General features: G+C 59.4%; 18 protein-coding genes. 8 read left to right on the top strand and 10 right to left on the bottom strand.

Translation table 11 applies throughout. The features are described 5' to 3' along the window. Position 1 precedes the first annotated feature (1 nt). Positions 2 to 1,147, top strand: coding sequence for an alpha-hydroxy acid oxidase (locus GLS_RS06375; RefSeq protein ID WP_052327501.1), 1,146 nt, complete (start codon positions 2 to 4; stop codon positions 1,145 to 1,147). On the opposite strand, the gene GLS_RS06380 is transcribed toward GLS_RS06375, so the two are convergent. The 3 genes from GLS_RS06380 to GLS_RS06390 are packed head-to-tail and all read right to left on the bottom strand — an operon-like array spanning position 1,140 to position 4,244. Further along, positions 1,140 to 1,673, bottom strand: a complete 534-nt coding sequence (locus GLS_RS06380) for a HutD family protein (protein ID WP_041111610.1) — start codon at positions 1,671 to 1,673, stop codon at positions 1,140 to 1,142. The two genes, GLS_RS06375 and GLS_RS06380, sit on opposite strands and share 8 nt — an antisense overlap. Beyond that, positions 1,670 to 3,076, bottom strand: a complete 1,407-nt coding sequence (locus tag GLS_RS06385; RefSeq protein WP_041111611.1) for an FAD-binding oxidoreductase — start codon at positions 3,074 to 3,076, stop codon at positions 1,670 to 1,672. The genes GLS_RS06380 and GLS_RS06385 overlap by 4 nt, the downstream gene beginning before the upstream one ends. A gap of 13 nt (positions 3,077 to 3,089) precedes the next feature. Further along, complete coding sequence (locus GLS_RS06390) at positions 3,090 to 4,244, bottom strand: histidinol-phosphate transaminase (RefSeq protein ID WP_041111612.1); 1,155 nt, start codon at positions 4,242 to 4,244, stop codon at positions 3,090 to 3,092. A 428-nt stretch (positions 4,245 to 4,672) separates the two neighbouring features. On the opposite strand from GLS_RS06390, the gene GLS_RS06395 reads away from it, so the two are divergent. The 6 genes from GLS_RS06395 to GLS_RS06420 all read left to right on the top strand — a co-directional run bounded on the left by GLS_RS06395 (position 4,673) and on the right by GLS_RS06420 (position 13,137). Then, on the top strand, positions 4,673 to 7,198 hold the full coding sequence (locus tag GLS_RS06395) for a TonB-dependent receptor (protein WP_041111613.1): 2,526 nt from the start codon (positions 4,673 to 4,675) through the stop codon (positions 7,196 to 7,198). Further along, a complete protein-coding gene (locus GLS_RS06400) occupies positions 7,198 to 8,601 on the top strand; it encodes a purine-cytosine permease family protein (protein WP_052327502.1) in 1,404 nt (467 codons plus the stop codon). The genes GLS_RS06395 and GLS_RS06400 overlap by 1 nt, the downstream gene beginning before the upstream one ends. Continuing rightward, positions 8,576 to 9,109, top strand: coding sequence for a RidA family protein (locus tag GLS_RS06405; RefSeq protein WP_052327503.1), 534 nt, complete (start codon positions 8,576 to 8,578; stop codon positions 9,107 to 9,109). The genes GLS_RS06400 and GLS_RS06405 overlap by 26 nt, the downstream gene beginning before the upstream one ends. 118 nt (positions 9,110 to 9,227) lie before the next feature. Further along, entirely contained in the window at positions 9,228 to 10,631 is a 1,404-nt protein-coding gene (locus tag GLS_RS06410) for a M20/M25/M40 family metallo-hydrolase (RefSeq protein ID WP_080691997.1), read from the top strand. Between the two features lie 32 nt (positions 10,632 to 10,663). Then, the gene (locus GLS_RS06415; protein WP_041111614.1) at positions 10,664 to 12,154 is read left to right on the top strand and encodes an amidohydrolase family protein; all 1,491 of its coding nucleotides are present in this window, start codon (positions 10,664 to 10,666) and stop codon (positions 12,152 to 12,154) included. Continuing rightward, positions 12,151 to 13,137 (top strand): CobW family GTP-binding protein, encoded by a 987-nt coding sequence (locus GLS_RS06420; protein WP_052327504.1) that lies wholly within the window; start codon positions 12,151 to 12,153, stop codon positions 13,135 to 13,137. Before GLS_RS06415 ends, GLS_RS06420 begins: the two co-directional genes overlap by 4 nt. A 4-nt stretch (positions 13,138 to 13,141) precedes the next feature. Here the strand turns inward: GLS_RS06420 and GLS_RS06425 are convergent, their stop codons facing one another. The 7 genes from GLS_RS06425 to GLS_RS12970 all read right to left on the bottom strand — a co-directional run bounded on the left by GLS_RS06425 (position 13,142) and on the right by GLS_RS12970 (position 20,288). Beyond that, complete coding sequence (locus GLS_RS06425; protein ID WP_041111615.1) at positions 13,142 to 14,365, bottom strand: ROK family transcriptional regulator; 1,224 nt, start codon at positions 14,363 to 14,365, stop codon at positions 13,142 to 13,144. Continuing rightward, on the bottom strand, positions 14,362 to 15,189 hold the full coding sequence (locus tag GLS_RS06430; protein WP_226986527.1) for a carbohydrate ABC transporter permease: 828 nt from the start codon (positions 15,187 to 15,189) through the stop codon (positions 14,362 to 14,364). Before GLS_RS06430 ends, GLS_RS06425 begins: the two co-directional genes overlap by 4 nt. Further along, positions 15,186 to 16,085, bottom strand: a complete 900-nt coding sequence (locus GLS_RS06435) for a carbohydrate ABC transporter permease (protein WP_052327505.1) — start codon at positions 16,083 to 16,085, stop codon at positions 15,186 to 15,188. The genes GLS_RS06430 and GLS_RS06435 overlap by 4 nt, the downstream gene beginning before the upstream one ends. 9 nt (positions 16,086 to 16,094) lie before the next feature. Beyond that, a complete protein-coding gene (locus GLS_RS06440; protein ID WP_041111616.1) occupies positions 16,095 to 17,036 on the bottom strand; it encodes an ROK family protein in 942 nt (313 codons plus the stop codon). Beyond that, the gene (locus GLS_RS06445; protein WP_041111617.1) at positions 17,033 to 17,905 is read right to left on the bottom strand and encodes a sugar phosphate isomerase/epimerase family protein; all 873 of its coding nucleotides are present in this window, start codon (positions 17,903 to 17,905) and stop codon (positions 17,033 to 17,035) included. Before GLS_RS06445 ends, GLS_RS06440 begins: the two co-directional genes overlap by 4 nt. Beyond that, the gene (locus GLS_RS06450; RefSeq protein WP_226986528.1) at positions 17,902 to 19,035 is read right to left on the bottom strand and encodes an extracellular solute-binding protein; all 1,134 of its coding nucleotides are present in this window, start codon (positions 19,033 to 19,035) and stop codon (positions 17,902 to 17,904) included. The genes GLS_RS06445 and GLS_RS06450 overlap by 4 nt, the downstream gene beginning before the upstream one ends. Positions 19,036 to 19,214: 179 nt before the next feature. Continuing rightward, on the bottom strand, positions 19,215 to 20,288 hold the full coding sequence (locus tag GLS_RS12970; protein WP_226986529.1) for a glycoside hydrolase family 76 protein: 1,074 nt from the start codon (positions 20,286 to 20,288) through the stop codon (positions 19,215 to 19,217). Between the two features lie 611 nt (positions 20,289 to 20,899). Between GLS_RS12970 and GLS_RS06460 the strand changes: the two genes are divergently transcribed. After that, positions 20,900 to 21,994: a Gfo/Idh/MocA family protein gene (locus GLS_RS06460; protein ID WP_041111618.1), complete on the top strand. Its 1,095-nt coding sequence runs from the start codon at positions 20,900 to 20,902 to the stop codon at positions 21,992 to 21,994. Positions 21,995 to 22,056: the final 62 nt, after the last annotated feature.

Raw genomic sequence — 22,056 nt, forward strand, 5'->3', positions numbered from 1 at the left:
AATGAACCATCACGGTATTGCGGCTCTGCATCGTCGGGCTGACAGGGTTCTTCCCCGTATTTTCCGGGATTATGTCAACGGTGGCTCCCATTCGGAGCGCACCGTCCGGGCCAACCGCCGGGCCTTTGACCGCTGGGCGGTTGTTCCGAAATGTCTGGTGGATGTTTCGGAGTGCGACCTGTCCGGGTTTTTTCTGGGAGCCACGCATCGGCTCCCGTTCATGTTTGCGCCGCTGGGTTTTGGTGGCCTGATGTGTCCGGACGGCGAAATCCGGGCCGCGCGGGTTGCGGCTTCGGCGGGTCTGCCGATGGCGGTGTCCACTTTCGCCATCCAGTCGCTGGAAACGCTCTCCCGGGTGCCGGGCGTGACGCTCGCGGCCCAGATCTATGTCTTTCGCGACCGCGGCATTACCCGTGACATGCTGTGCCGGGCGGAAAGCTGTGGCATCCGGAACATCATCCTGACAGTTGATACGCCGATCACGCCGCTCCGGCTGCGCGATGTGCGCAACGGCTTTCGCAATCTGACGCGCCCGTCCCTGCGGCATGTGCTGTCCATGGCCGCGCATCCCCGCTGGACGGCGGGGATGCTGCGGAGCGGGATGCCGAAAATCGGCAATCTGGCGCCTTATGGCATGGGCAGTAACCTGATGGAGCAGGCCAGGAATGCGGCGTCCCAGATCGATCCGACGCTGACCTGGAAAGATCTGGACTGGCTGCGCTCCGTCTGGCCGGGGCAGCTTGCCGTTAAGGGAATCATGGACGCAGGGGACGCGCTGGCCTGCCAGAAGGCGGCAGCGCAGACGGTGATCGTTTCCAATCATGGGGGGCGGCAGATGGACCCGGCTCCGTCGTCGCTTTCCGTCCTGCCGGACATTGTCGAGGCTCTGAAGGGGGAGACGGACGTCATTCTTGATGGCGGTGTCCGCTGGGGCGGGGACGTGGTGACCGCGCTGGCGCTGGGCGCGAAGGCTGTGGGGATCGGGCGTCCCTGGGCCTGGGCACTTGCTGCGGGTGGTGAGAGAGGCGTTCGCAGTCTGGTGGATGGGTTGGGCGGTGAGATCCGCGATGTCCTGCGTTTGGGCGGGATGGTGGATCTTGCGTCGCTGCGGGCGCAGGGAGCGGCAGCGCTCCGGCCGGTCAGGTGACGGCGTAGGCGATCTGACCCGCTTTCAGGACGGTGAGTTCAAAGGGGATTTCGCTCAGAAGAATGTCTCCCGGTGCGAGCGTGTAATGCTGCTCTTTGGTCGTAACGTCCCAGTACCCGTCTACGGCGATAAAACCCAGCAGAGCATCTGAAGGAAGATTTTCCGGGGTGATGGCGGTCAGGTCCGGGCCTGTCCTGTTCGCGGGGCGCATCAGGTTCAGGACGTCTACCGGGCCGTCCAGAGGTGCGCCTGTCAGCGGCAGGTCGCCACTGAACCGGATCACGCCGCCGGGCTGATCCAGCAGAAGGGGCGGACCGCCCGACACGGGAAGAAGCTGGACACCATTGCCTGTCAGAAGCCCCATCTGTCTGAACAGACCCGCAAAGCTGGAGAACGGTGCGGGTCGGGTGATGCTGGCGACACTGAGGCGCCATTCCGGCTGTTCGGTCAGCAGGCGGGTGGTGCCGGCACCATTTTTCCATGGGCTTGCGGGCACGGTGGGCAGACGGATGTGCCGAATGCTCATGGGACGTCTGCGGGAACGAGTTTTCCGGGGTTGAGGATGTTCTTCGGGTCCAGTGCGCTCTTGATGGCGCGCATGACGGACAGGGCGGCAGGCTCGTGCTCTTCGGTCATGAAGATCTGTTTTGCGAGGCCGATCCCATGTTCGCCACTTGCGGAACCGCCGAGCGAAAGGGCGCGGCGGATGATTTTATGGTCCAGTTCGAGGGCACGCTTTTCGGCATCCGCGTCATTGGGGGGGATCAGGATGACGGTGTGGAAATTGCCGTCTCCAACATGGCCGACAATGGGGGCCAGCAGGCCGGAGGCGTCGATATCGGCTCTGGCGCCGGTCATGAGTTCCGTCAGTGCGGCGATGGGGACGATGGCGTCCGTGGTGATGCCTCTGTAGCCGGGGCGATAGGCCATGCAGGCCCAGAAGGCGTCATGACGCGCCTTCCACAGCGTGTTGCGCTCCTCGGTTGCGGTGGCCCAGCGGAAGGACTGGCCGCCCTGGCTTTCCACGAGATCGCGCAGCACCGTTTCCTGCTCCGCGACACTGGCGGGTGAGCCTGTCAGCTCGAAGAACATGGTGGGGAGGGCGTCGTAGCCCGTGAGATGGGAGTACAGGATGCAGGCGTCCATCTGGACATCGTCGAGCAGTTCCATCCGGCCGACCGTCAGGCCGCACTGGATCACGAGGACGGCCGTCTCCACGGCGCTGGCCAGTGTCGGGAACTGGCAGACCGCGGCGCCCACGGCTTCAGGGATGGGATGGAGCTGGGCCTGGACTTCCGTGATGACGGCCAGCGTGCCTTCCGAGCCGATGAGCAGACCCGTCAGATCGTAGCCTGTGGCGGCTTTGCGGACGGCGCCGCCCGTATGGAGGATACGTCCGTCGGCCAGAACGGCCGTGAGGCCCAGCACGTTCGCGCGCATGGTGCCGTAGCGCATGGCGCCGGTGCCGGAGGCCCGGGTGGCGCACATTCCGCCAAATGTCGCTTCGCCGCCGGGATCGACCGGGAAGAACAGGCCCTGTGTCCGCAGATGGAGGTTCAGATCCTGCCGGGTCACGCCCGCCTGCACGCGGCAGGTCAGGTTCTCGGGCGAGACGTCGAGAATATCCGTCATCATGGACAGATCGAGGCTGATGCAACCGGGAACGGGCGTCAGCTGTCCTTCAAGGGAGGTGCCGCCGCCGAAGGGAATGACAGGAACATTTTCTTCGTGACAGATCCGCAGGGCGTCGGACACGTCCTGCGTGGTGCGGGCGAACAGGACATAGGCTGGCAGCAGGGTCTGATCCGGGTGGCGCCATCCTTCGCCATGCGCGTGATGGTCCCGGACCGTCTCGTTGGCGGTCAGGCGCTCCCCGAAAAGAGGGGCGAGACGCCGGGCGGCGCGTTCGGCGGCAGAAGGGCCGGTCATGGCGCGTTCCTTCTCAGGCTGCGGAGGAGTGGGAGGGCTGACGGACGCGATCGAAGGCTTCAAGGAAAGCCTGACTGTCTTCGGGGCGCGCAATGCTGACGCGGATCCAGTTTTCGTAGCCCTTTTCCTTCCAGGGTTTGACGATGACGCCCTGTTCGAGAAGGCGTTCGGCGAGGGCTGACGCGGATTCTCGGGCGTCGAAAAACAGAAAGTTGGCGAAGGACTGTGCGACGAAATAGCCGCGCTCTTCCAGAGCCGCTTTCAGCGCTTTGCCTTCGACCAGGGTTGCGTCCACCGTTTTGTGCATGTGTTCCTGATCGAGCAGGCTCAGCCGGGCCATTTCCAGCGCTGCGCTATTGCTGTTGAACGGATCGCGGACGCGGGTCATGACGGCGGTGAGGCCGGGATCCGACGTCAGTGCGTAACCGACCCGCAGCCCGGCCAGACCATAGGCTTTCGAGAATGTTCTCAGAACCATCCAGGGACGCGACTGTTTTCTGAGAATGGCGAGACTGTCGGCATAGTCCGGGCTGGAGCGCGCATATTCCCAGTAGGCCTCGTCGATGACAATCAGCGTATCCGCCGGGCAGGCGTCGATCAGGTTCTGCATGGCCTCTCCTGTCATCATGCAGCCGACGGGATTGGACGGGTTCGAGAACATCAGCACCTTGAGAGGTCCGGATGTTACGGCCTGATGCAGCCGCGGTAGGTCGAAACGGGCATCTGCCGTCATGGGAATGGCGTCTGCCCTGGCCCCCATCATCTGCGGCCAGATCAGATGCAGCCCGAAGGAGGGCAGAACCGTGACGAGGCGGTCTCCGGGAGACAGGAAGGCTTCGCAGATCATGCGGATGATCTGTTCAGAGCCGTTTCCGATAACAATCCGGTCCGTGTCGATTGCGGTCTGACGGGACAGTTCCTCCCGAAGCCCCTCGGCGGACGCGTCCGGATAGCGGAACAGGCTGGAGGCTATTTCGGTCCAGTGCTCTAGAGCCGCGGGAGACGGCCCATACGGGTTTTCGTTGCTGCCCAGTTTGGTGATCCGCGGAATGCCGTATTTTGCCCGCACGGCGTCTTCTGACAGGCCTGCATTATAGACCGGCAACTGACGGACTTCAGCCCGGGCCAGAGAGAGGGGAGAGGTCTGGCATTCAGGGGCGGTGTTCATGCGATGGCTCCACGGAAAGAAGGTGCTGGGGGCTGTGTGAGACGGGATCATTTAACTTGTAAATACAACCATAGATTCTTTGGGATATCCAGAGGATGAAGGGGCTCTGGACGTGTTTTTCAGGCCTTTTCACGCGCTTTTTTCAGGGGTGTTTTCCGTTCTGGCCAAGGGCGCGATCGGAAAGAATAGGATATTGATAGAAGGGGATATTTTAAGGCGTTTGGGGCGAAAAGTGATGTGGGGATGGTGTCTGCTGAAGGGGAAGAATTTCCAAAAAACCAGTTCGATATCAGAATAGACATAGACAACCTTTTTCCGGAATGACATGGTCTATCCCGAAAAGGCCGCATGCCTTTCGGTTTCCTCTGTAGCCTGTCAGTGACTGATGGTGTCTCCTTCAAACGACTGCTTTGGGAAAGTACGGGAATATGATGTCCAAGAATAACATTCCATCACCGGATCAGGATGCCTGTTGTTTTCCCGTCTCAGGAAGCAGATCTCAGTCGGATCTGAAACGAAAGGGTGCATCTTCGTTTCTGGTCTGGGTTCTCGCATCGACGGCATTTTCCTGCTGCGCGGCCCAGGCGGCAGATCCCAAGAAGCAGACCCGTCCCGTCGTCCATCACAATGCTGGCAAGGCTGCTCCGGTAGCGCCTGTCCGCTCGAAAGCCGCGCGGGCCCGTCGTGCGACGGCGCGTGAGGCGCTGGAAAGCGAGAGCATGCAGGTGACGGCCCATCACGTTCCTCACGGTGCCGTTACGACAGTCTCTTCCGAAGCGTTGGCGGATGCGGTGCCGGGCACAAATCCGCTCAAGGTTCTGGCGCGTCAGCCGGGCGTCATGTTCCAGTCCGATGATCCGCAGGGCATGGATACCTGGTCTACCCAGTTCTATATGCATGGCTTCCTGCAGAACCAGATTGGCATGACGCTGGATGGCATTCCGCTGGGCGATCAGGAATTCCATACCTTCAATGGTCTGAACTCCGTCAATGCGATCTCGGCCGAGAATGTCGGGCGAATGGATGTTTCCATGGGAGCGGGGGCTGAATCCGTTGCCAGCACCAGCAATCTGGGCGGTGCTGTCGAGTATGTTTCTTCCGACCCCAAGCACAAGGCGGGTGGTCTGGCGTCACAGACATTCGGCTCAAACAGCGGCTTTCATACGTTTCTGCGGATGGACAGTGGCGATCTCAACAAGAGTGGCACGCGGTTTTACGTCTCCTACATGCGCAATTCGCAGGATAAGTGGAAAGGAGGCGGCGACCAGTTTGGTCAGCAGGTCAACGCCAAGTTCGTGCAGCCGATTGGTGAACGCAGCAGTATTTCGTCTTTCTTCGATTACAACCTGACGCAGAGCTATCTGTATCAGGACATGTCCTTCGATATGCTCAAGAATGGCGGATACGGGATCGACAACTTTTACGGCACGCCTAACGCCTACAAGAAAGCCTATCTGTCTGCGCTTTCGGCAAACGGTCTGCCGGGTGGTGCGCTGCCGGCGGGTTATTCCAAGATGTCCGATCCGTGGGATGCCTCCTATTACGATGGCGCACTGGTTGAGCGTGATTATCTGGGTGGTCTGAAAGCCAATCTGGCCCTGACGGATCGGCTGCGGTGGGAAAGCGTGGTGTACGGTCACGGGCAGTATCTGCGCGGAACCTGGGCGAACCCGTATGTTTCCTCTCCCAATGGTGCGCCGCTGATCGATCAGGCGACCGTGACGCATTCCCAGCGCTTTGGTTTTACGTCCGCTCTTCATTACCAGATCGCACATAACGATATCAGCGGTGGCGTGTGGTATGAAAACTTCCATACGGATGTGGGACGTTTCGGTTATCAGGAACCGCTGCTTTCGGATGTGGAATCCGGGAAGGCCAAGCCTGTCAATTCGGTCGGGGAACTTCCCGATCCTTACGCCACGCTGTGGGGGCAGAACCTTAATTCCAACAGCTTTACGGCTTTCGTTCAGGACACGTATCACGTTCTGCCCAACCTTTCCCTGCATTTCGGCTTCAAGTCGCTTCTGCAGACGGTGCGGGGTGGGCAGTATGCCAATGATGAGAGCTATACGGGTGTTGGCCAGATCGCAGGCGGCAGCATTACGACGGCCAAGGCGTTTCTGCCGCATATCAGTGGAGACTGGCATTTCCTGAAGCATCACGAGCTTTATTTCGATATCGCGGAGAACGTGAAGTCCTATCCTGTGCAGGCCTTCAAGGAAGGGGCATCCCCCTTTTCCGTTTCACAGTCCGCGTATAACCAACTGCTGCAGAATGGTGGTCTGAAGCCTGAGACGGACTGGAATTTTGCAGTCGGCTATCGTTTCACGCACAAATACGCTCTGGCGTCCGTGCATGCCTACAGAACGAATTTCCACAACCGTCTGCAGCAGGTGACGTCGGGTTCAATCGTCAACCCGGTGTCCACGGTTGCGAATGTGGGTGGCGTGACCATGAATGGCGTGGATGCCGGTCTGACGCTGATGCCCGTCAAGGGGCTCTCGCTGTACAACAGCATCAGCTACAACCATGCGACCTATGACAACAACGTTACGGAAGCGGGGACGACCTATCACATCAAGGGGCAGCAGATCGTTGCGTATCCGCGCTTCATGTACAAGGCGAGCCTGGCCTATGAGTGGCGGAACTTCTCGGCGCATCTCGATACCCAGTTCCTTGGCACGCGCAATTACAGCTATACAGGGGATATGAAAATTCCCTCTTACTGGATTGAGACGCTGGGTGCGCGGTACCGCTTCGGCAACCTTGGAAAATATTCCAGAAGTCTGGATTTCGTCCAGAACCTGACCTTCGAGTTCAATGTCTATAACCTGACGAACACGAAGTATATTTCCACGATGGGTGAGACGGGTGTGCCGATGTCGGGCGACTACCAGTCGTTCCTTGTGGGTGCGCCGCGTCAGTACTATGGCACGTTCAAGGCTGAATTCTGATGACGGAACAGGTGCGCAGGGCTGAATTCCACCAGTCCGTCGAGGTTCATACGATCTATCGGATCCCGACGGAACACCGGCATGGACGTGTCCGCGACCTGTTTACGGTCTGGTTCAGTACGAACATGACGCTCCTGACGATCGTAACCGGAGCGCTGGGACCAAAGATCTTCGATCTGTCCCTGATCTGGGCGATTGTCGCGGTGATTGCTGGCAACCTGGTGGGCGCGGTTTTCATGGCGCTCCATGCCGCGCAGGGCCCGGTTCTGGGTGTGCCGCAGATGGTGCAGAGCCGCGGACAGTTCGGCGTCTGGGGAGCAGTTCCGATCATTGTTCTGGTCGTGCTGATGTATATCGGGTTCGCGGCTTCGAACTGTGTCGTGGGCGGTGAAGCGCTGGACGATGCCCTGCCTGTGCTGGGGCGGGTTCCGGCGGTTCTGCTGCTGGCCTTTATCAGTCTCGTCCCTTGTATTCTGGGGTATGGGGCGATCCATGCGTGTTCAAAGGCCGTGACATGGCTGTCCGGCATTGCGGTCATGTACTGTCTGGTGGTCGGGTTTTGGCACATGCCGGTCACGCTTCTGACGGAACTGCATGGCTCGGTCGCCGGTTTCTGCGGCATGTTTTCGATCGCGGCACTCTGGCAGATTGCCTATGCGCCGTATGTTTCCGACTCATCGCGCTATTTGCCTGAGGACAGTCTGTCCGTCCGGAACACGTTCTGGGCGAGTTATGGGGGGACTGTTCTGGGTACGATCCTGCCGATGGTCCTGGGGGCCTTTCTGGTCTTGCAGTGGCCTGGCGAAAGCGTGGTGCAGTCGCTGGGTCATCTGGCGGGAGTGTGGGGCGCGCCGGTTCTGGTGGTTCTGTCCCTGTCCATTGCCCTGGCCAATGCCATGAGTGTCTATTGCGGAGCGCTGTCGAGCATCACGATCATTCAGACCTTTCTGCCTGAATGGCGGGCAGCGTTGAGAAGCCGTGTGGTCCTGACCTGTGCGCTGCTGGGTCTGTCGCTGTTTTTCGCGCTGGGCATGGCGGACAGCTTCATGAAGTCCTATGCGGCTTTTCTGGATATCCTGATGGCTGTCATGGTGCCGTGGACGGCGATTAATCTGTACGATTACTACGTCCTGCGTCATGGCGATTATGATGTTGAGTCCTTTTTTCGGAAGGACGGGGGCATATATGGCTATGTAAACTGGGCTGCGGTCGGAAGTTATGTTCTCGGCGTACTCGTTGAAATCCCGTTCCTGAAGAATGAATTCTTTACGGGATTTTTCGTCCCCTATCTTCACAAGGTGGATGTTTCCTGGCTGGTCAGTCTGGTTGTGACCAGTCTGTTCTATGCGGTCGTATCCCGAAGGAGCAGTGTCGGTGATGTCTCCCGTCCGTCTTCCTGCTGATATGCGGCGGCGCGTGTGGCGTCGGTACTGTCAGGTCGGTCTGCTTGTTGTCGGGGTAGCAGGGAGTGGGCAGATTGCGTGGGCGCAGACCGTGCAGCGTTATTCTGATCCGAAGGATGATTTTCCGATTTCGGCTGCTGTTCAGGTCCCGGCAGGAGCGGAGACAGTTTATGTCTCCGGTCTGGGGCCTGCGCCGGACAGGGCGTCCGGCACGACAACTGAGGAGCAGACACGGAGTGCGCTGGATCAGATCTCGGCGGCACTCGGGCATTTCGGGATGACATTGCAGGATGTCGTGCAGATGCATGTCTATCTGGTGGCCGATCCGCAGTTGGGTCACATGGATTTCGACGGCATGATGCAGGCTTATCGGGCCAGGTTCAGAAGCGGTTTTCCGGCCCGGACCGTTATCGAGGTTCCTCATCTGACCAATCCGCACTGGCTGGTCGAAATCGATGTCGTGGCATCGAGGAACGATGTGAATAAAAAACGTTTTCCTGCGAAATGATGTTCCCGCCGGGAGTAGGAAGGCGGCGTCTGATCGTGGTTTCGTCTCTGGATTTTCAGGGCATCAAAAGGGGTAAGGCATGAACGTATTCAAGCGGACGCGGCTTTCTCGGAAGCGGATGGGCAAGGCCCTGCTGAAAAGCGGCTTTCTGCTGCTGGCTGGCGATCTGATGGTGGCCCAGGCGCTGAGTGCTCCGGCGGATCATCAGGCTGCGGCGGACCAGGCTCTGGAGCTGGCGGAAAAATCCATTGCGCTGCGCTCGGTCGCTGGGCCGGGAAACCAGACGCCGCAAGTGGCCGCGCTGTTCCGCGATGCGCTGGTCAAGGGCGGTTTCGCCCCGTCCGATATTACGATCACGCCTTACAAGGACACGGCTTATCTGATCGCCCGCTGGCCGGGGCAGGATCCGTCCCTCAAGCCGCTGGTCATTTCAGGGCACATGGATGTCGTGGAAGCCAAGGCATCGGACTGGACGCATGATCCGTTCAAGCCGCAGATCGAGAACGGCTATCTTCTGGGCCGCGGCTCCACGGATATGAAGCTGGATGACACGCTGGCGATTGCGGCTCTTCTGGAGCTCAAACGCGAGGGGTACAAGCCGCGGCGCGATATCATCATCGAGTTTTCGGGGGATGAAGAGACCACGATGGCGACGGGTGCCATCATCGCGGACAAGCTCTCCAATGCCGAACTGGTGCTGAACATGGACGGCGCGAACGGGACGCTCGATGAGAAGACGGGCAAGCCGGATTATTTCACCTGGGAAGGTGCGGAAAAGAATTATGCCGATTTCCGCCTGACCGTGACCAATCCGGGGGGGCATTCCTCCGAGCCGCGTCCGGTGAATGCGATCGACGAGCTTGCGGCTGATCTCCTGCGGATCCAGCAGCACCGTTTCAAACCGGAAGTCAACGAGCTCAGCCGCAGCTATTTCCTGAATGCCGCGCGCTGGCAGAAGCCGGAGATGGCTGCTGCCATGAAGGCTTTTGCGAAAAACCCTGCGGATGAAAAAGCCATTCGTACGCTGTCTTCAGACCCGTCTTATATTGGTCGTATCGGAACGACCTGCGTCGTGACCATGATCGAGGGCGGTCATGCGCTGAATGCCCTGCCGCAGAAGGTGACAGCCGACATCAACTGCCGGATTTTCCCGGGCCATCCGCGGACAGCCATTATGGAAGAACTGCGTCAGGCTGCGCAGGATCCGTCCATGAAGATCGAGGATGCGACGGAAGGATCGGTTCAGACTGCCGCGTCTCCGATGCGTCCGGATGTGATCAAGGCGATCGAGCATGGGATGCAGGTTGCCTATCCGGGGGTGGCCGTTTTCCCTGCGCTGTCTTCAGGGGCGAGTGACAGCATGTGGTTCCGCTCCCATGATGTGCCGAGCTACGGGATCAGCCCGATTTTCATCAAGAACTCGGATTCCTTCATGCATGGCCTGAACGAGCGCACGCCTGTGGCCAGCATCGCGCCCGCCATCGAGGATCTGCTGGTGCTGTTTTCGGACCTGTCTCACTGAGGACAGTCCGGATGTTGTGAAAGGGGGCGCACGTGTTTGATCTCGTGATCCGTAACGGTTTGCTGGTTGATCCGGAAACGGGGCTGGAGCAGGTCGGCGATGTGGCGGTGCAGGACGGGATCATCCAGCGTGTCGGTGCTGTTTCCGGTAAGGCCCGGCATGAAATCGATGCGACCGGGCTCGTGGTGGCCCCAGGCTTCATCGACCTTCACGCCCATGGGCAATGTGTGGCCTCCGATCGCATGCAGGCGTTTGACGGGGTGACGACCTCTCTGGAACTGGAAGTCGGGATTTTGCCGGTTTCTGACTGGTATGCGCGCCAGCAGGAACAAGGGCGGGTTCTGAATTACGGGGCCTCGGTGGCGTGGGCCTTCGCGCGGATCAGCGCGATGATCGGCCGGCCGGTGGAGCCTTCTCTTTCGTTCATGGGGAAGTGTTACGATGATCCCCGATGGAGCGAGAATACGGCGAGTTCTTCGGAACTGCGGGATATTCTGTCGCTGGTCGGACAGGGATTGTCGGAAGGGGGGGTGGGGATCGGTATTCCCCACGCCTATGTTCCTGGCGTCGGTGCGAAGGAACTCGTGGAGCTCTGTACGTTGGCGAAGCGTCATGAGGTGCCGACCTATACGCATATCGCCTATTCCTCGAATATCGATCCGCGCAGTTCCATTGAGGCCTATACCCGTCTGATCGGGTATGCGGGTGCGACCGGCGCGCACATGCATATCTGTCATTTCAACAGCACGAGTCTGCTGGATATCCGGCAAGCGGCAGAGCTTGTGTCCATGGCACAGAAGCAGGGGCTGAACATCACGGTCGAGGCCTATCCGTATGGAACGGGTTCCACGGTGATCGGGTCGCCGCTTTTCGGTGAGGTGGCGTTCCGGGAGCGGACGGGCAGTCCCTATACGGCAATCCAGCGGGTCGATGACGGGCATCGGTTTGAAAGCCGTGAAGAGGTTCTGGGCGTGCAAAGGGAGCGGCCTGATACGCTCGTGCTCTGGCATTTTCTGGATGTGGAGAGTGACCCGTCGGCGCAGGATCTGCTGGATGTGTCGGTTCTTTATCCGGGCGGGGTCATTGCCTCGGACGCCATGCCCTGGACGCTTCCGGATGGTTCCGTTTACGAGGGGCTGGACTGGCCTCTGCCTGAGACGGCGGTGGCCCATCCCCGTTCGTCTGGGACTTTTTCGCGGTTTTTGCGGGAATATCTGCGTGAGCGCTCCAGGGTTTCGTTATGCGAGGCCATGCGGCGCTGTTCGCTTGGCCCAGCGAAAATCCTGGAGACTGTCTCTCCGCAGATGCGCCGGAAAGGGCGGCTTCAGGAAGGGTGTGATGCCGATATTGTCGTGTTCGATCCGGATACGATTACGGATCGTGCGGATTTCGCGGCCATGAACCGCTCTTCGGAAGGGGTTCGTTATCTTCTGGTCAATGGTCAGTCCGTGATTTCCGGGGGCGAACTCAACCGGGACGCTTTCCCGGGACAGCCTGTCCGTGGACATTGCGGGGTGGTGTGAGCCGGGGATCTGGTCTGGGAGAGGCTGCGGCCGTTCCGGTGCATGTGGTGGGCGGCTTTCTTGGGGCCGGGAAAACCACGCTGCTCAACCGGCTGCTCAGGGCGCAGCAACACCGGCGTCTCGCCATTCTCGTCAATGATTTCGGCGCGATTGATATCGACGGGTTGCTGGTGGAGCGGCGGGAAGAGGACGTGCTGGCGCTGAGGAATGGCTGCATCTGCTGTTCCCTGCAGGCTGATCTGTTTTCCATGCTGAGGATGCTGCTGTCCCGTCGGCCGTTGCCTGAGGCCATTTTTATCGAATGCAGCGGGGTTTCGAAGCTTCAGGAAATGCGCAGGGCGCTGGCAGATCCCATTCTCTGGCAGTACGCGGCCCTTGAAGGGGTGATCTGTGTCGTGAACGCTGCCGATGTGGTCGCGCAGGCCAGGGTGACTGAAGATCCTCTGTGGAAGGAGCAGATTCTCTCTTCGGACATGATCGTTCTTTCCCATACGGACGAGCTTGGAAAAGCTGGTGTCAGGGATGCAGAAGAGCGGTTCCGGGAAATTGGGCCGGGGATACCGGTCCTGCCTTTTTCAGACAGCCTGCTGACGCATGAGGGGCTTTTTCGTCCTCTGGACCGGAAAACGGAAAAATCCCTTTTCCGGATTGAAGGGGAGAGCATTGATGATGATTTCGTCAGCCTTGAGTGGCGATGGGGATCTCCGCTGGACCTGACAGGATTTCGCGCGGTGATCGAACGCCATGCTCCGGTGCTGCTTCGGGCAAAAGGTATCCTTTATCTCGCGACCGCTCCGCAGCGTGCGTTGCTGCTTCAGATGACAGGATCCCGGATTACCATCGGGCAGGCACCGGAGAAGGCCCGGTCCGATCCCGCCACCCGACTTGTGTTCATTGGTCGGAAAGGGATGTTCGATCCGCAGGCGCTCAAGGTTGATCTTGATGCCATTATAGAGAGCGGGCCTCCCGAGATGCGGGACTAGATCCTTATCGATGATCGAACGGGCGTTCGTCGCTGCCAACCTGGCGGATATAGAGATGGCGGAAATCCGGTTTCGTGTTGACGAAGACCGGCAATGTCATCCCGCCGATTACGGGACCATCCGTGAGAAGGGTCGCTGTGGTGAGGCGCGGTAATTCGCGATCCCGGGTTGCACTCAGCGAGGGCAGAAGGGGATAGGCTCGTTCCACCAGTGCCGAGAGAACCGATGCCGGAAATCCGCCGCTCAGTAAGATTGTTTCGGGATCGAATGCAGTTTCTATGATTGCTACGAGGAAGCGCAGGGTCTTCGTCGCTGTTTCCATCCAGTGCATGAGAGTGCTGTCACGGCTGGCATGCAGGTTGCCGATCGCCTCGGGGGTCAGTTCCGCCACCGGACAGTGCAGCATGCGGGCAATGGCATGGAGCGAAAGCTGATCATCGATCACGCCGCCGGGACTGTCGGGAAGGCAGAGAGGCAGCGGGAGAAGGCCGAGTTCGCCTGCATTCCCGCGGGCGCCTTTCATGGGCATTCCGTCCACGACGATGCCTGCCCCGGTGCCATATCCGATATAGACCAGAACGGCATTGCGGGGCGGGGTTCCGGGATGGGAGAACAGTTCAGCCATGGCGGCCGCGGTGGCGTCGTTTTCCATCAGGACGGGCAGGTCCAGAAGGGCTCCGAGCTTTCCGGCCACGTCAAAGCCGCGCCACAGATCCCATCCGGGCATGGTCATTTCGGCTTCGTAGGTATCCGCGTTGAGTGTTGGCAGGACGAGGCCAATGCCCCAGATTTTCTGTTTTTCGATCCCGCTTTCGAGAATCATGGTCTCTGCCAGCTGGGCCATGACGGTCGTCGTGGCTGCGGGATCGGTTGTCTCGCCTATCCATTCGATCCGTTGCCGGATGTTCAGCAGAAGATCGCCGAGGACAATCGAGATCCGTCCCTGATCGACATGCATGCCCAGCGAATATCCGGCGTCGGGATTGGGGGCGAGATAGGTCTGGGGCTGTCCGCGCTGGCCAACGGATTTGCCGACCTCGTGAATGAGGCCCTGTGTCAGGAGCTCACGGGTGATGCCGGAAATTGTCTGCGGCTTGAGGCCGATACGGTCCGCGATGTCCACCCGGCTCAGGGGGCCGGCCTGATGGAGGAGTTCGAAGATCAGGCGACGGTTGTAGATCCGGGAATAGGCCTGCCCGGCGCCGTCGGATCGGGTGTTTTCGTTCATTTGACAGCCCCCGCAGTCAGGCCGGAGGCAATGCGGTTCTGGAAGAACAGGACGAGCAGGATCGGGGGGAGGGTTGCGAGAAGGGATGCGGCCATGATGGTCCCGAAAGGAAGTTCAAACCGGCCTGGAGCGGAAATCAGTCCGATACCGACCGGAAGGGTACGGGCTGAGTCGTTGAGTGTGAAGGTCAGGGCAAAAAGAAACTCGTTCCAGCACGTCATGATGTTCAGCAGTCCAGTGGCGGCAATTCCCGGCCAGACCAGGGGCAGGTGAATGCTGAAGATCCGGCGCATCAGGCTGCAGCCGTCCAGTTTTGCCGCGTCGTCCAGTTCGGGGGGGAGGTCCCGGAAAAAACCCGTCAATAACCAGATCGTGAAGGGAAGGGCAAAGAACAGGTCGGCAAAAATGATGCTTTCGACGTGATCATACAGCCCCAGCGCTGAGATCAGTTCGAACAGGCCGGACAGGATGGCGATCTGGGGCAGCATCGAGCAGAGCAGCAGGAGGCCAAGCACCAGCCGGCGCCCGGGAAAACTCATCTGACCGAGGGCATAGGCTGCCGGAATGCCGAGTAGAAGCGAGATGAGCGTAACGGAACCGGCGCACAGGACCGAATTGAACGTCTCCCGCCACAGTTCGGGACCGCCGAGGACTTTTCTGTAGTTTTCAAGGTCGGGGAACGTGAAGAGAGCTGTGGAAAAAAGTGTGGTTCCGTGACGGAATGATGTGACGAGGGCCCAGTAGAGTGGAAACAGTGTGTGCAGGATGATGAAGGCCATCGCGACCAGACGTCCTGTGACCAGCATCTCTGTTGTGAGTCTCACGATGAGCGTATCCACCCCGGAATCTTCAGGCACACACCATAGAGCGAAGCTGCAAGAGCGATGATGCCGAGGGTTCCAAGCGCCGACGCTGCGCCGTAACCCGGTGCTCCGAACTGGACGATCTGGCTCTGCACGAAGGCGGAGAGGGTCATGCCACTCATATCCGTTCCGTACAGCACACTGGCCAGATCGAACATCCGCAGGGCATCCAGCAGACGGAACAGCACGGCTATGGACAGGACGGGGGCAACGAGGGGCAGGGTGATGGAGATGAAGCGCTGCCAGGGTGAGGCGCCATCAAGTTTTGCAGCTTCGAAAACATCGGTGGGGATGGACTGTAATCCGGCAAGGGAAAGCAGCGCCATGAAAGGGGTCGCCTGCCAGAAATCTATGGCGATCATGACGGCGACCATGCTGCGCGGATGGGTGGTCCATGCAACGCCCTGATGCAGCAGGCCCAGCCGGACGAGCATCGCGTTGATGATGCCGTACTGGTCATTGAGCATCCAGTTCCACAAACGGGCGGCCACGACGGAGGGAACGGCCCAGGGCAGAAGGATGACGGCCAGCAGGATTCCCCGGAGTTTCAGACTGTAGCCCTGAAGAAGTATGGCAATCGCCAGACCGGCGCAGGTTTCGCTGATGACGGCTCCGGCTGCGAAAAGCAGCGTCGTGCTGACGGCGGTCCACCAGGCCCTGTCCTGAAGAAGAACCCGGAAATTGGTCAAGCTCCATCCCGGCTGTGCCTGCATGAAGCCGTGTGGGTCATCATGGAAGGCAAGCCAGATCGTTCGGGCGAACGGAATTGCGGTGACCGCCATCAGCACGATCAGTGCCGGCGCGACAAGAGCCCAGGGGCGCCAGTCAAACCGTTTTGGAAGCAGGACAGTCAGCATGGGAGATGGTCAGTCCGCCGCCAGCGCGCTCAGTGCTGCACCGATGATTCCGGACTGTTCCCCCAGTCCGGCGATGAGGATGGGAATGTCCGCACAGGAGCGTTCCCAGATATTGGCGCGGACATGTTCCTCCAGTTTCTGGCGGTAAAATCCTTCCGAGCATCCAAGACCGCCGCCCAGAACGATCTTTTCAGGATCAAGCATGTTGACGGCCTGTGCGATGAGGCGGCCGGTCATGCCGGCGGCGTCCTCGATGACGCCTTTTGCACGGCTGTCTCCGGCGGAGGCAAGGGTTTCGAGCGTATGGACGCCCTCTTCCAGTTTTTCGCCGCCCCGCGCGGCCCACAGACGCTCCATCCCCAGCCCGGATGCAAAATCCTCGGGGATGGCGATGCTGAGACGGGAGCGGTCTTCCGTGGGGACCGCAAGGCTGGAGCTGGCGAAATGGATGGCAAAACCATGTGTGCCCCTGTAGGGGCGCCCGTTCAGGCACAGCGTATAGCTGATCCCGGATCCGAGGGAGAAATAGGCGAAGCTGTCGCAGGACTGGCCGGACCCGAAACGGGCTTCCGCAAAGGCCCCGGCCCGGACATCGCTTTCCAGCCGGACGGAGAGGCCGGTATGTTCGTGGATGGTGCGGGTGAGATCGGGGAGCGGGAAGTTCCAGGCGCTCCGGATCTGTCCTGTGATGTCCACCAGTTCCGGAACGGCAATGCCTGCGGCCTGGGGCATGTCATCGGGACCGTGGGCATCCCGCCGGGCCGCATCCATGACCTGTGCCACGATAGCGGTGATGTCGGAGACGATTTCTCCGGGAGCGACGTGACGCCGCGTGGGGATGCGGGTGAGAAAGCATATTTCTCCCGTACACGGATTGACTATGCCGGCCGCGATCTTGGTGGCGCCAATATCAATTCCGAGAATGGGAGATCGGGACAGGGAAGGGGTCACAGGCCGAGCCGTTTCAGCACGTCTCTGTTATGGCGTGCGATGGGAAGGGGTTTGTCAGGGGGGCAGGGATACATATCCTGCTCGACGACGACGAAGCCGTCGAAGTCCTGTTTGCGCAGGAAATCCACGACCTCGGTGAAGTCCAGAATGCCTTTGTCCAGTTCACACATCACACCATTCTGGAAGACTTCCATGAAAGGTGTTCCGGCCGCCATGGCCCGGGCATGGATGGCTTCGTCCAGATTTTTGAAATGATAATACGGGATGCGCGATGCATGCTGGCGCATGAAAGCGAGTGCATCCGCTCCCGTATAGGCGTGGTGGCCGAAATCGAAGCAGAGCTCGACCTGATCGGCAGGGGTGTCGTTCAGCAGACGGAGGATTTCCGTTTCGGTTTCGACGGCGGTGCCGATATGGGGATGGAACAGGAGGTGCAGACCATGCTCATGCCGGATTTCCCGGGCAACCGTCGTGATGACATGCATCATGCGTTTCCAGATTTCCGGGGTGGTGATCCGGGCTTCCGGGGTGAGATAGACGTCTGAATCATCCATCAGCAGAAGCCAGGGCGTGTTGGTGGCGACCAGGGTTCGGCACAGCGGGCGCAGTCTGTCACGCAGGGTTTCCAGGGCATCCGGTGCGGTCAGGGGATGAACGACCGCTGCGCCGCAGAGGCCGAGGCCACGGCTGGAAAGCGCGTCCTGAAGCTGCGCGGGATCAGTCGGGAGGTAGCCCCACGGACCAAGTTCGGTCCAGCTGTAACCGGAGGCTGCGACCTCATCGAGGTAACGCTCCCACGGGGTCTGTTTCGGGTCACTGGCGTACCAGACGCCCCATGCATCAGGGGCCGTGGCGGTTCGGATGGTCATGGTCTGTGCCTCTCGATCGTTGAGTTGGAAAGCGTCCACTGACCGAGCATGGCAAGCTGCTCCAGTGAGGAGACGAGAGAAGTGAGCGTCTGCGGCGACGGGTGTGTGCTGCGCAGGGCGTCCTTGAAGTGGTTCGCCATGATCCACGAGACGCGGGGATAGTCGATTCCGGTCTGTGCGACTGGCCGGAGTCCGAGGGATGCGAGGGCCGGGCGAACGGTGTCCAGGATGGGAATGGCGCTGCGGATTTCAGGATCATCAAGGAGAGATGTGCGGGCCGGGATATAGCCACCTGCAAGCGCCTGATGGCGTTCAACGGTCTCGCTGGTCAGATAATGCAGCAGGGAGAGGGCTTCGGCAGGGTGTGCCGTATTGCGGGGGATCCCCAGATAGACTGTGCCGTCTATGCCGCTCGGGGCATCCTGCGTGTCTCGGGGCAAAGGGGCGACGCCGATCTTTCCGGAAACGGGGCTGTCGGGGTTGTTGGCCAGGGCCCAGGCATAGACCCAGTTCCGCATGAAGACTGCATGACCGGACTGGAAAATGCCGCGGGCATTTTCCTCGTCGTAGTTGAGGACGCCCGGGGGCGAGACTGTACCAACCCAGCGGGTGGCACGCTCGAGGGCGCGCTGCAGGCCGGGCAGGCTGGTTCTGACTGTACCATCGGTTCCGACAGGATTTTCCGCGCCGTCCCATTCCAGGGCATTGCAGACGAGACTTTCCGAGGTCCGGCCCTGCCAGACATAGCCCCAGACCGGGTGGCCCCTCTGATATTCAGCATTCTGAATTAGTGTGGCGGTTCGTTCGAGATCGCTCCAGCGTGTCGGGACCGGCAGGTGATAGCGCTCAAGCAGATCGCGACGGTAGAACAGTAGCCCGATGTCCCGGTACCACGGCAGTGCGACCTGTCGGCCCTCAATCTGAAAGGGCGGCGGCCGGGTGGCCGCGTCATCGTCGGTGGGGGGAATGTCCAGAAGGAGCGGGGCCAGAGCTCCGATCCAGGTGCTGTCAAGGATCAGGACATCGGCGACGGGATGATGGGCTGAGAGCAGCTGACGGTAGAGCGGGAGGACCGTTCCCCAGTCGGAGGGGAGGGCGATGACCCGGACTTCATGGCCCGTTTTTTCCATCCAGCTTTGGACGGCGTGATGGCACAGGGACAGTTCGGTTCCGCTGGATGAGCAGAAAACGGTCAGCGTGGCGGCCGTGGCAGGACAAGTAGCAGCTGTTCCGGCAAGAAGGAGCCCGCAGAGAGCCCCTGCCCATATATTTTTCCGATGCACAGGGTGTCCGACCTGTCCTCTCCTGCTCACGGCGTTTCTGTTCCCCGGGAAAGGGCGGTGGCCATGAAGAGAGAGGCTGCGGTGATTTGTCCCTGCGCTGAGGCGTGAAAGGGATGGTCGTTCCAGGTGTCGCTGGTGAGGGCGTCCAGTTTTCTGCTGTGCCAGGCGGACCGGGCCTGCAGTGACAGCCAGTCCGCAATTCTGGTGCGCGTTGTATTGTCGACTTCTGAAGCTGCAACGTGGCCGAGTGCCCGGACAAAGATGCCGCGGAAAATTCTTGCATCCGTGTTCATGGGGCCGCCGGGCTCCTGGAATGTTCCGGGAGAAGGCGTGAAGGCCCTGATGGCGGCCAATGCAATTCGCGATGCCGTCTGTTGTGGCGCGCCGTCTTCTGTCAGGGCCGAGATTTCCAGCAATCCATCAAGGATTACGCCCTGATTGTAGCTGTATGCCGGGCCGCCGTTATTTCGGCACTGGTTGTCCAGCCCGTCATTGATCAGGTTGTCGGCGTCAATCATTCCGCTGTGGCGGAACCAGGACCAGCTTTTCAGGGCCCAGTCTCGGTAGGCTTGTTCATGCGTGAAGCGATAAAGTCGGGCTGCCGTGCTTAGGAACAGTTCGTTTGTAATGGCATTCTTGTAGGTTCGTGCATGGTCCCACCATACGCCGCCACCGCAACGCCCGTCCCAGTATTTCGAGGCGATGGTATTGAAAATTCTGCGTGCATCCTGGATCTGGGCCGGGCTGTGTGTAAGGCGTGCCATGTCGAGGTCCGCCTGCGCGACCCACAGGTCATCGTCGTTTCCGTCCAGCCCCTGACGGTTCTGGAGCGCACGGAGGGCGCTGTCGTGAAAGCGGGTACTCCTCGACATGATTTCATAATCCGACAGCGTACTGACCGTCACGAAACGCTGCCAGGCATGCAGATCCCGCCAGTCTGAATGGTTGGCAGTTTCGTAGCGGTTCATGAGGGGGTGGAGTGTCAGGGTCGTCTGGTCTTGCAGAGACACAATGGCGTTGTGCTGTTTTTCCGGGTTTTTTGCGCAGGCATTCGGCGCAGGAAGAAATGCGCCCAGCGCAAAGACGGTCAAGGCAGTCATGGTCCTGATCGCCTGTTTATAGGAACGCATTGAAGAGCATGTGCATGCCATCGGGGTTTCAGGCCTTGAGCTTATGGGAGCAGGGCAGGCTGGCATGACACATCCGTGGTTTCATCGTGAAAACTGACATTCAGAATGGAATAAATCCGGTAAGAGTTTTTTTTGCGATGCGGGAGGGCTGAAGCTGTCTCCGGGATGGTGGGGATGAGCGGATGAAAACAGGATTCTGGGAAAATATTTAATCAAATAAAAAGATTTAATCATTGAAATGGAAGATTATTCCTGAAATTTCTCACCTTTTAGGTGTTTTCTGATGCGGTTTTCGTTCTTGGAACGGACGTTCCGTTCGCAATCAGGCTTTGATGCTGTCTGTGAAAAAGTAAAGTGAAACTTTCGCGAAAAAAGCTACTCCTTTAAATGGTTATTGAGAGTAAATAGTTGAAAATAAATTGTTTTATATACCTCCTGGCAGCAGGAAGAGGTATTTTCCCGGCCTGTTCGAATAGGGTTTTTGGGTGTCATGATAGTTTCATCAAGTTACCGTTGCTAAACGGGGGTTCTCTCAAATAAATCAATTTCAGGAAATTAATTCGCGGCAAGGATCATTCATCATGGTGAGACGGCTTACCCTCGGGCTGATTGGTGCTGGCGAAGTGGCCCAGCTCATTCACCTCCCGATTCTTCACCAGCTGTCGGATCGGTTTGATGTCGTTTCGATTTATGATCCGTCTCCTTCAGTGGCGCAGGCTGTCGGGCGCCACTGGGGGGTGCCGCATATCCATACGGATATTGAGAATTTTTTCGCGGACCGGGTGTTCGATGCCGTCATGATCCTCAGTCCGGACCAGTATCATGCGGAACATGCACGGAAGGCCTTTGCTGCAGGGCTGCATGTTTTTCTCGAAAAGCCGGCATGTCTGACGGAAGCAGAATTCAGGCCTCTTAACGAGGATTTCGAACGGACGGATCGCGTGGGGATGGTGGGTTACATGCGCTGTTACGCTCCGGCGTTCCAGAAGGCGCGTGCGCTTCTGCCTGAACTCGGACCAATCCGTCATGTCCGTATCCGGGATGTTATCTGTGAGGGGCCGTGGTTTTTCGGGCAGGTGACGTCGGTTGCCGTGCCGGATGGTGACATTCCGGACGATCTGCTGGTCGCTGGGCGGCAGGCGCGAAGAGACGCAATTCTTTCCGTCTGTGGAGCCGATGCTCCTCCCTCGCTTCTGCGGGGGTACGAGGTTCTGACCGGGCTGGGAATTCATGCGTTTTCGGCCATGCGTGTCCTGCTGGGCAGCCCGGAACGTGTTCTCGCGGCGCATTTTGGCGCTACGGGGACGGAAATCAGTATCTGGTTTGATTATGGAAGCTTCATTGCTTCCTATGAATGTCTGATCGACGATGTTGCGCGGTTTGAATCGTCCATTGAGGTGCTTTCAAATACGCAGCGGCTTCAGGTCCGTTACGACACCCCTTACATCCGGAATCTTCCGGCGGGTGTCACCTTCCAGGAAACCGTTGGTTCCGAGAACCGCGTTACGGAATATGGTCCTTATTATCAGGATCCGTTCAATGCGGAGCTGGTCGCTTTTCACGACGCGGTCGTGACGGGTGCGCCGCTTGTCGATCCCTTTTCCAATGCGCTCGCTGATCTGACCCTGTGCCGGCAGATCATCGAGGTTGCAAAAACCAGCATGTCGCCCGTCTGAGGGCGCTTACCCCTAGCAGAAATCAATGTGTGGACAGGATCTCCGGATGGGGAAGCTGTTCG

The organism is Gluconobacter oxydans DSM 3504, assembly GCF_000583855.1.
In the GTDB taxonomy this organism is placed as follows: Bacteria; Pseudomonadota; Alphaproteobacteria; order Acetobacterales; family Acetobacteraceae; genus Gluconobacter; species Gluconobacter oxydans.

Excerpts from the sequence above, each read along its gene's own strand:
- GLS_RS06375 (WP_052327501.1), top strand. The coding sequence starts at position 2 with ATGAACCATCACGGTATTGCGGCTCTGCATCGTCGGGCTGACAGGGTT.
- GLS_RS06380 (WP_041111610.1), bottom strand. The coding sequence starts at position 1,673 with ATGAGCATTCGGCACATCCGTCTGCCCACCGTGCCCGCAAGCCCATGG.
- GLS_RS06385 (WP_041111611.1), bottom strand. The coding sequence starts at position 3,076 with ATGACCGGCCCTTCTGCCGCCGAACGCGCCGCCCGGCGTCTCGCCCCT.
- GLS_RS06390 (WP_041111612.1), bottom strand. The coding sequence starts at position 4,244 with ATGAACACCGCCCCTGAATGCCAGACCTCTCCCCTCTCTCTGGCCCGG.
- GLS_RS06395 (WP_041111613.1), top strand. The coding sequence starts at position 4,673 with ATGATGTCCAAGAATAACATTCCATCACCGGATCAGGATGCCTGTTGT.
- GLS_RS06400 (WP_052327502.1), top strand. The coding sequence starts at position 7,198 with ATGACGGAACAGGTGCGCAGGGCTGAATTCCACCAGTCCGTCGAGGTT.
- GLS_RS06405 (WP_052327503.1), top strand. The coding sequence starts at position 8,576 with ATGTCTCCCGTCCGTCTTCCTGCTGATATGCGGCGGCGCGTGTGGCGT.
- GLS_RS06410 (WP_080691997.1), top strand. The coding sequence starts at position 9,228 with ATGGGCAAGGCCCTGCTGAAAAGCGGCTTTCTGCTGCTGGCTGGCGAT.
- GLS_RS06425 (WP_041111615.1), bottom strand. The coding sequence starts at position 14,365 with ATGAACGAAAACACCCGATCCGACGGCGCCGGGCAGGCCTATTCCCGG.
- GLS_RS06435 (WP_052327505.1), bottom strand. The coding sequence starts at position 16,085 with ATGCTGACTGTCCTGCTTCCAAAACGGTTTGACTGGCGCCCCTGGGCT.
- GLS_RS06445 (WP_041111617.1), bottom strand. The coding sequence starts at position 17,905 with ATGACCATCCGAACCGCCACGGCCCCTGATGCATGGGGCGTCTGGTAC.
- GLS_RS06450 (WP_226986528.1), bottom strand. The coding sequence starts at position 19,035 with ATGGAAAAAACGGGCCATGAAGTCCGGGTCATCGCCCTCCCCTCCGAC.
- GLS_RS12970 (WP_226986529.1), bottom strand. The coding sequence starts at position 20,288 with ATGACTGCCTTGACCGTCTTTGCGCTGGGCGCATTTCTTCCTGCGCCG.
- GLS_RS06460 (WP_041111618.1), top strand. The coding sequence starts at position 20,900 with ATGGTGAGACGGCTTACCCTCGGGCTGATTGGTGCTGGCGAAGTGGCC.